Origin of the sequence: Pontibacter rugosus, assembly GCF_042678745.1 — a bacterium.
In the GTDB taxonomy this organism is placed as follows: domain Bacteria; phylum Bacteroidota; class Bacteroidia; order Cytophagales; family Hymenobacteraceae; genus Pontibacter; species Pontibacter rugosus.
On record NZ_JBHTLD010000249.1, the window covers coordinates 1 to 6,244 of the forward strand.

Consider the following 6,244-nt stretch of genomic DNA (forward strand, 5'->3'; position numbering starts at 1 on the left):
AATTAAAATAAAATGGTTCTTGATAAACTCACTAATGCCGCTCGCTATACTTCTATGCACCCGCTTTTTGAGAAAGCATTCCGCTACCTGCAGGAGACTGACCTGATGAACGTACCTACTGGTGTGCACGAAATAGAAGGTAAAGACCTATTTGCAATCATATCCGAAGCAAAAGGAAACCCAAAGCAGAAGGCCAAGCTAGAGGTGCACCGCAAGTACATCGACATACAATATGTGATATCCGGCACTGACCACATGGGCTGGAAAGACCTTGCCCAGTGCAGCCAGCCAAACGACCCATACACTGAAGAACGTGACGCCGCCTTTTTCCCTGATAAAACCAGCAACTGGTTTGATGTGCCTGCCGGTTCATATACCATTTTCTACCCAGATGACGCTCACGCAGCTATGGCTACGGAAGAGGTATTACGCAAGGTGGTGCTGAAGATTGCGGTGAGGTAGATAGTTAGTGTATGCATCAGGCATGTTTTAAACTTCAGTATTTACAGCATTAAGCTTAATGAATGATTTGATGAAACCAATTATTAAGCCTCAAGAACTCATCTGTTTGCTACAGCAACAGAAGGACGTGGTGCTAATTGATGCCAGAACAGGACCTGGTGCCAGGCAAAAGTATGAAGCAGAACATCTGGCAGGTGCGCTGTACGTGGACTTGGAAAAAGATCTGGCGCATAAGCGTTCTGATCCGTCAGATGGCGGCCGACACCCGCTACCAACCATTGCAAGCTTTGCTCAGCTTTTAGGAATACTTGGTATTCACCCGGAAAGCCATGTGGTGGTGTACGATGATAAGAATGGCGCTAACGCTGCAGCTCGTTTCTGGTGGATGCTACGGGCTATTGGCCACAGCAATGTGCAGGTGCTGGAAGGAGGATATATTGCTGCCCATGCCGCAGATGTACCTGTTAGCTCCGGAGCAGAAACTGCTGCTGCAGTTGCTCCTTATAGCTACAGTAACTGGAAGCTGCCAACTGCAAGTATAACTAAAGTAGCAGAGGCCTTACAGGAGCAATCACAGCTGGTAATAGATGTTCGCGACCCGGAACGGTTCCGAGGCGAGACTGAACCTATTGATTTAGTAGCAGGCCATATTCCGGGAGCCATCAATGTGCCCTTTAACTCTAACCTGGATAGTAGCGGCTCCTTTTTAGCACCCGAAGTGCTACACGCAAAGTATAAAGAATTGCTCGGTAACCGCATAGCAGAAGATATAGTAGTGCATTGTGGCTCTGGCGTAACAGCTTGTCATACGTTGTTAGCAATGAACTATGCAGGTTTAGGTATACCGCAGCTCTACGTTGGCTCCTGGAGTGAGTGGTCTAGAAGCGGAAGGCCTATTGCTACTGAAGGTTAAATAATATTTGGAAAGAAATGGCTACAGTATGTTACTTAATGCACCTTCTTTTGCAGCTGCGCCACGCCTAAGGTCTTTAAGAGCTTTCAATCGCTAAAATCCCCTGCATATGAAAAACAAACTCCTGTACCTGAGCTTGATGCTCATACTTGCAACAGCAATATCATGCAAAGAGGAAGCTAAAGAAGATATCACTGCCAAAAACAAATTAGAAAGTCTAGCACAAAAGGTATTGGCAGACTCTATAGCCCGAACTTTCAGCCTGGATACTTTGACAAGCTACACTTGGGATAAAGTATACATTCTAACTCCTTATTCGCAGTTGGATAAGGCGGAAGATGTTGCCAAGGCCGATTTAAGCCAACTTGGTAAAACAGGCATTGAGTCTGTTGATTGGAAAAATGTTATAGCCTTTATCAGCAATGGAGAACTTGTAAGCTATATAGATTTGCCAAGTCATTTGAACGACTTCTCCTACCTGTCCGATTCTGCGATGCTTCAACACTATGGGAAAACTGAGTATAAGATGTTCAAGAAAGAAGGTCGGGCTGTGGTTGAGAAAATCAAGGATTGACTTAATCAAATCCAGCCTTACGCGCAGCGAAGCATGAAGTGCACCCTTGCAAAGCGCCTCATATAATGTAAACTTGCGGGCTGTTTCATCTGCTCCACATAATGAGTAACTTCAAAAACTCCCTCGTGCTCGTTTGGTCTGCCGTAAAAGGCAAAGAGCAGGACTATACCACCCTTGGCATCAAACAAAGTATAATACTGCTGGCTATCCCCATGATTTTGGAGATGCTGATGGAGTCGCTGTTTGCCATTGTAGATATCTTCTTTGTAGGTAGGTAGGTTAGGTTCTGATGCACTTGCCACCGTGGGTCTGACGGAATCTATCTTGATGATAATTTATGCCGTGGGCATGGGCATCAGCATTGCGGCAACGGCTATGGTGTCGCGGCGGGTTGGGGAAAAGAACTTTGAGGAAGCTGGCAGTATCACACTTCAGCTAATAGTTACAGGCGTGGTTCTGGCCCTGCTGATGGGCGGTGTGGCAACTTATTTTGGTGCAGATACATTAGCTTTGATGGGTGCCACACCTGCCATTATCGCTACTGGCACTACCTACGCGCAGATTACCTTTGCTGGTAATATTGCCATTATCATGCTCTTCCTGATAAACGGAGCCTTTCGTAGTGCTGGGCAGCCACACCTGGCTATGTGCGCGCTCTGGCTTTCAAACGGAGCAAACAATATCCTAGACCCGCTCCTGATTTTCGGAATTGGTAGTATAGAGGGGCTGGAGGGCGCTGCCTGGGCTACCACAACAGGATGAAGCTTAGGTATAATTTACCAGCTTTACCACCTCTTCAACGGAAAAAATTTGCTTAAAATAGGTCGTAAGAATTTAAGCATCAGCTTTACCATCATCGGCCGCATACTAAAACCTTCGGTAGTGCTTTAGAAAGTATGATGGTAAAAATAGCTGACGGTTATGTTCATGGCATACATGTGATTTTCTTCTTTGTTTGAGAAGCAGGTTGCCTTCCGGTTCATTCTCCTATTTCCGAGCCTAAGGGCCGTATTGACGCCCTCAATGGCTTTTGTCAGCTTCTTGCCCACCAGGTGTTTGTCGTAGGGCAGCACCTTGGCAAACGCTTTCCATCTGTCGGTGCAGAACTAGTCCACCTGCAGGCCCCGAGCTTCCGGTACAGCTTTCCCATGGTCGCAGCGCTCCTCGAGCCGCAGACCAGGGCCACAACCTCCCTGCTTTCAAGGCATTAGGCGTACAAAACCAGCGCTTACGCGTCTTGCTGCCCACAAAGCTTCACAGTTCGTCCAGCTGCAGCCGCTTTACTCCTTTAGGACCCTAAATACCTGAGTAGTCCCTTCGGTAGTAATCTCCAGCAGGTAGAGGCCCAATGCCAGGTCGGACAATCCGCCCAGGACCACTTTACCATCTCTCGCCTCCAACTGTCTACAGTATAGATTCTTGCCCTGAAGGTCGTACAGGCGGACCTGAGCTGTTTCCACAGACTTGTCTACGCCTACCGTCAGCTCCCTGGTGAAGGGGTTAGGGAAAACTGACATCTTCAGCCCGTCTATTTCGCCCTTCCTACTCACCGCAATCACCTTGCTGTATTCAGACTTTCCGTCCAGATCTACCTGCCTCAGCCGGTAGTATAGCGTATGGCCCTGCACCGGCAGGGCACTGTCAGTGTAGCTATATTGCAATGGAATGCTGCTGTTGCCGGCAGCGGCCAGCTCTGCTACGCTATGGAAGTCACGGCCATCGAGACCACGCTCCACAACGAAAGATTCAGTGTCCTTCTCAGAGGCGGTAGCCCACCTTAGCTCAGTCCCCGTATCGGTAGCCTTGCCGTTAAAGTGCAGCCAGGTTACCGGAAGCGGGGTTATCTCATCGGCGACTGTCCAAAGGGAGGTGGAGTTGGTCTGTACTGTAACGCTTCGCACATTACCGTTGGTAGTGATGGGTTTCAAGCCTTCTACCCGTATCCAGGTTAATCCATCGTCTTCGCTTTTCCAGACCTGAGCCTGGTTGCCGGGGAAAGTCAGGCCATTGTCTTCTTCTGTAAACCAGCTTAACGTGAGGGCAATGGTTTTACGGTCTGGTTTGAATTCAGACTCTATACTCCAGTTACGGTTGATGCCCTGTAAACTGGGCGAGTTGGGGTTTGAAATATAGCTGCCCGGACCTGTATGGCGGATGACTGTTACATTGCCCCAGTTACCGCCATCAGTGTTATCAAAACTAATGCCTATATTCCCGAAGCTGCTGGATGCTGTTACGGTAGTAACCTGAACCGTCTTCGCCAGCGCGCCCTCATACATCTTATCAGGTGTTTCAGAAATGGCGCCTTCCAGGTTCAGGGTTTTGCCGGCAGCGGCCGTCAGGTTTCCATCCGTAATGGTTACATTTCCGGTAACGGTAAGATTATCCAATTGCGTTACGCCAGCGGGGTTGTTGACTGTTAGGTTGTGAACCGTAGTGCCGGAAATCTGCTGCACGCTGGTGCCGTTCAACTCTAAGGCGCCAGTACCGGTATATAGAGCCGGACTGCCGAGTTGCCAGTTTTCTGAGACCTGGATGGTCCCGTTGTTATCTACGGAAGGCACGGCGGCCCCGCTGACGCTGTTCACGAAACTGCCTTTCACGGTAAGCACCGCCCCGCCGGATACAAAGATGGAGGCACCGTTATTCGTGATGACCTGGGCCTGCCCCTCAAAGCCAAGCCAACCCAGGCATACGGGGAAAAGCAACGCTGCTTTCATTCCTTTTAAAAATCGCATAAGCTGGTTGCCTGTTAGATATGGATGCAACTATTTCTTCGCTTGAACACCTACCTGTAGTTTACCTGAGAACCTAGTCAGCTGCTCCTGCAGGTGTTGCAAATCTGCATCAGTTTTCTCGGCTTTGGCCTGTAGCGCAGCATTCTGAAGAAGTAGCAGCTCTATCTGCTTTTGCTGTTCCGTTGTTCTTTTCTCCAGTGCCTGGATGGCTACCATATTCACTCCATCAATGTCGACGGTGTTAATGGTGGTGTCTCGGCCGATGCCGTCGAGACGGAAGGCGGCGTAAAAGTCCTGGGCCATGGGGCCTATGTGGCGTTCATTTGCGGTCTGAGACTTGTAGTTCCACTCGGTGATGGGCAGGGCTGCCACTTTAAGCAGCACCTACTCAGCGTCTATGGGGCGGAAGTTCTCTTTGCGGGTGCTGTCTGAAACAGAGCTCCAGGAACCGCCCCCCGCAGATACTTCTACGCCAGATGTAGCATTTGAATTGGTCAATAGCCTATAACCAGCAGTAAAGCGCATTATCATCTGATTATTGGCAGTTGCTTTAGTAACAATTTCAGTATAATTATGGTCGCCAATGACTACTGAGCCTTGCCTATTATCTGTAGATACCCATGAACCAATGGCAGTGCTAAAATACCCGGAAGCTTCTGTCCGAGTACCTAATGCAAACGAATGATTACCTGTAGCTCTTGTTCCGTAACCCAAAGCAATGGCATGAATGCCCGAAGCTTCTGTATCAAAGCCCGATGCGAACGAATTATCACCGGAAGCTCTTGTTTCTTGTCCCAAAGCAATGGCATATCTACCCGAAGCCAGGACGTCAGAGCCCATGCCTACCGAATGAGGGCCCACGTTCGTCCCATCCCACTGGTCGCCGCTTACCTGGCCCACCCTGAAAGCGGCTCTTTCCGGCGACCAGAGCAACCTGGTGCCAGGGCCTGCTATTGTATTGAAATCGCTATCATGCTTGAATGTTCCGGTAGAAAGGATACCGGCGCCAGTATGTTCTTCCAACCCCGCATAAACGGCAGCATTCCGTTTGGTGCCTATGTTCACCTTGCCGTCAGAATCTACCCGTAAGCCGGTAGTGCCTATAGCCGCAGCAGGAGTTGTTTGCCCCACCAGCACTTTATCGGACAGGTTCAGGTTTTGAGTGGCCGTGTGGTCGCCTAAATTATCGCCACTAGGGCTCAGAGACGTCCAGCCGCCCGGGCTAACATAGTACCAGAAGCCAACCGAAGAACCATCGGTCTGGAAAACCATTAGGCCGGTAGCTGGGCTGGCAATAGCCTGGCGCTGCACCTCAGTAAGGCGCGGAATGAGCAAACCTTTATCAGTAGCAGAAATGTCCAGCATGGCGCTGGGGTCCGGCGAAGCGGCAGGACTGGTTCCTATGCGCACACCGGTAGATTGACCTAAGGTTTCGGGGCCATACCCCAGCGCAAAAGTTACCAGTAGCATACTAAACAGGGCGCTGACCTTGCCAGGGTTGATGGAGGGAAGATGTCTGATCATATATTTTTAAACTTATAAGAACCTACTATAAAA

At 49.5% G+C, this 6,244-nt stretch carries 8 protein-coding genes and 1 pseudogene; 5 read left to right on the plus strand and 4 right to left on the minus strand.

Annotation, left to right across the window (positions count from 1 at the left end):
* Positions 1 to 12: 12 nt before the first annotated feature.
* From ACFQ2O_RS19000 to ACFQ2O_RS19020, 5 genes are all read left to right on the plus strand, one after another.
* Positions 13 to 462, plus strand: a complete 450-nt coding sequence (locus ACFQ2O_RS19000) for a YhcH/YjgK/YiaL family protein (protein ID WP_377531698.1) — start codon at positions 13 to 15, stop codon at positions 460 to 462.
* Positions 463 to 532: 70 nt separating this feature from the next.
* Positions 533 to 1,375: a sulfurtransferase gene (locus tag ACFQ2O_RS19005; RefSeq protein ID WP_377531701.1), complete on the plus strand. Its 843-nt coding sequence runs from the start codon at positions 533 to 535 to the stop codon at positions 1,373 to 1,375.
* A gap of 109 nt (positions 1,376 to 1,484) precedes the next feature.
* Positions 1,485 to 1,949 carry a hypothetical protein gene (locus ACFQ2O_RS19010; RefSeq protein WP_377531704.1) on the plus strand — a complete coding sequence of 155 codons (465 nt, stop codon included), beginning with the start codon at positions 1,485 to 1,487 and terminating at the stop codon, positions 1,947 to 1,949.
* A gap of 101 nt (positions 1,950 to 2,050) precedes the next feature.
* On the plus strand, positions 2,051 to 2,227 hold the full coding sequence (locus tag ACFQ2O_RS19015) for a hypothetical protein (RefSeq protein WP_377531707.1): 177 nt from the start codon (positions 2,051 to 2,053) through the stop codon (positions 2,225 to 2,227).
* Between the two features lie 49 nt (positions 2,228 to 2,276).
* Positions 2,277 to 2,711, plus strand: coding sequence for an MATE family efflux transporter (locus ACFQ2O_RS19020; RefSeq protein WP_377531721.1), 435 nt, complete (start codon positions 2,277 to 2,279; stop codon positions 2,709 to 2,711).
* Between the two features lie 125 nt (positions 2,712 to 2,836).
* Here the strand turns inward: ACFQ2O_RS19020 and ACFQ2O_RS19025 are convergent.
* The 4 genes and pseudogenes from ACFQ2O_RS19025 to ACFQ2O_RS19040 form a co-directional block, all read right to left on the minus strand.
* Positions 2,837 to 3,040, minus strand: a pseudogene (locus ACFQ2O_RS19025) (IS1 family transposase); the annotation flags it as partial.
* A 189-nt stretch (positions 3,041 to 3,229) separates the two neighbouring features.
* Complete coding sequence (locus ACFQ2O_RS19030) at positions 3,230 to 4,687, minus strand: T9SS type A sorting domain-containing protein (RefSeq protein ID WP_377531711.1); 1,458 nt, start codon at positions 4,685 to 4,687, stop codon at positions 3,230 to 3,232.
* A 30-nt stretch (positions 4,688 to 4,717) separates the two neighbouring features.
* The gene (locus tag ACFQ2O_RS19035; protein ID WP_377531715.1) at positions 4,718 to 5,071 is read right to left on the minus strand and encodes a tail fiber domain-containing protein; all 354 of its coding nucleotides are present in this window, start codon (positions 5,069 to 5,071) and stop codon (positions 4,718 to 4,720) included.
* On the minus strand, positions 5,072 to 6,211 hold the full coding sequence (locus ACFQ2O_RS19040) for a hypothetical protein (protein WP_377531718.1): 1,140 nt from the start codon (positions 6,209 to 6,211) through the stop codon (positions 5,072 to 5,074).
* Positions 6,212 to 6,244 lie beyond the last annotated feature (33 nt).

Excerpts from the sequence above, each read along its gene's own strand:
- ACFQ2O_RS19000 (WP_377531698.1), top strand. The coding sequence starts at position 13 with ATGGTTCTTGATAAACTCACTAATGCCGCTCGCTATACTTCTATGCAC.
- ACFQ2O_RS19005 (WP_377531701.1), top strand. The coding sequence starts at position 533 with ATGAAACCAATTATTAAGCCTCAAGAACTCATCTGTTTGCTACAGCAA.
- ACFQ2O_RS19010 (WP_377531704.1), top strand. The coding sequence starts at position 1,485 with ATGAAAAACAAACTCCTGTACCTGAGCTTGATGCTCATACTTGCAACA.
- ACFQ2O_RS19015 (WP_377531707.1), top strand. The coding sequence starts at position 2,051 with ATGAGTAACTTCAAAAACTCCCTCGTGCTCGTTTGGTCTGCCGTAAAA.
- ACFQ2O_RS19020 (WP_377531721.1), top strand. The coding sequence starts at position 2,277 with ATGATAATTTATGCCGTGGGCATGGGCATCAGCATTGCGGCAACGGCT.
- ACFQ2O_RS19030 (WP_377531711.1), bottom strand. The coding sequence starts at position 4,687 with ATGCGATTTTTAAAAGGAATGAAAGCAGCGTTGCTTTTCCCCGTATGC.
- ACFQ2O_RS19040 (WP_377531718.1), bottom strand. The coding sequence starts at position 6,211 with ATGATCAGACATCTTCCCTCCATCAACCCTGGCAAGGTCAGCGCCCTG.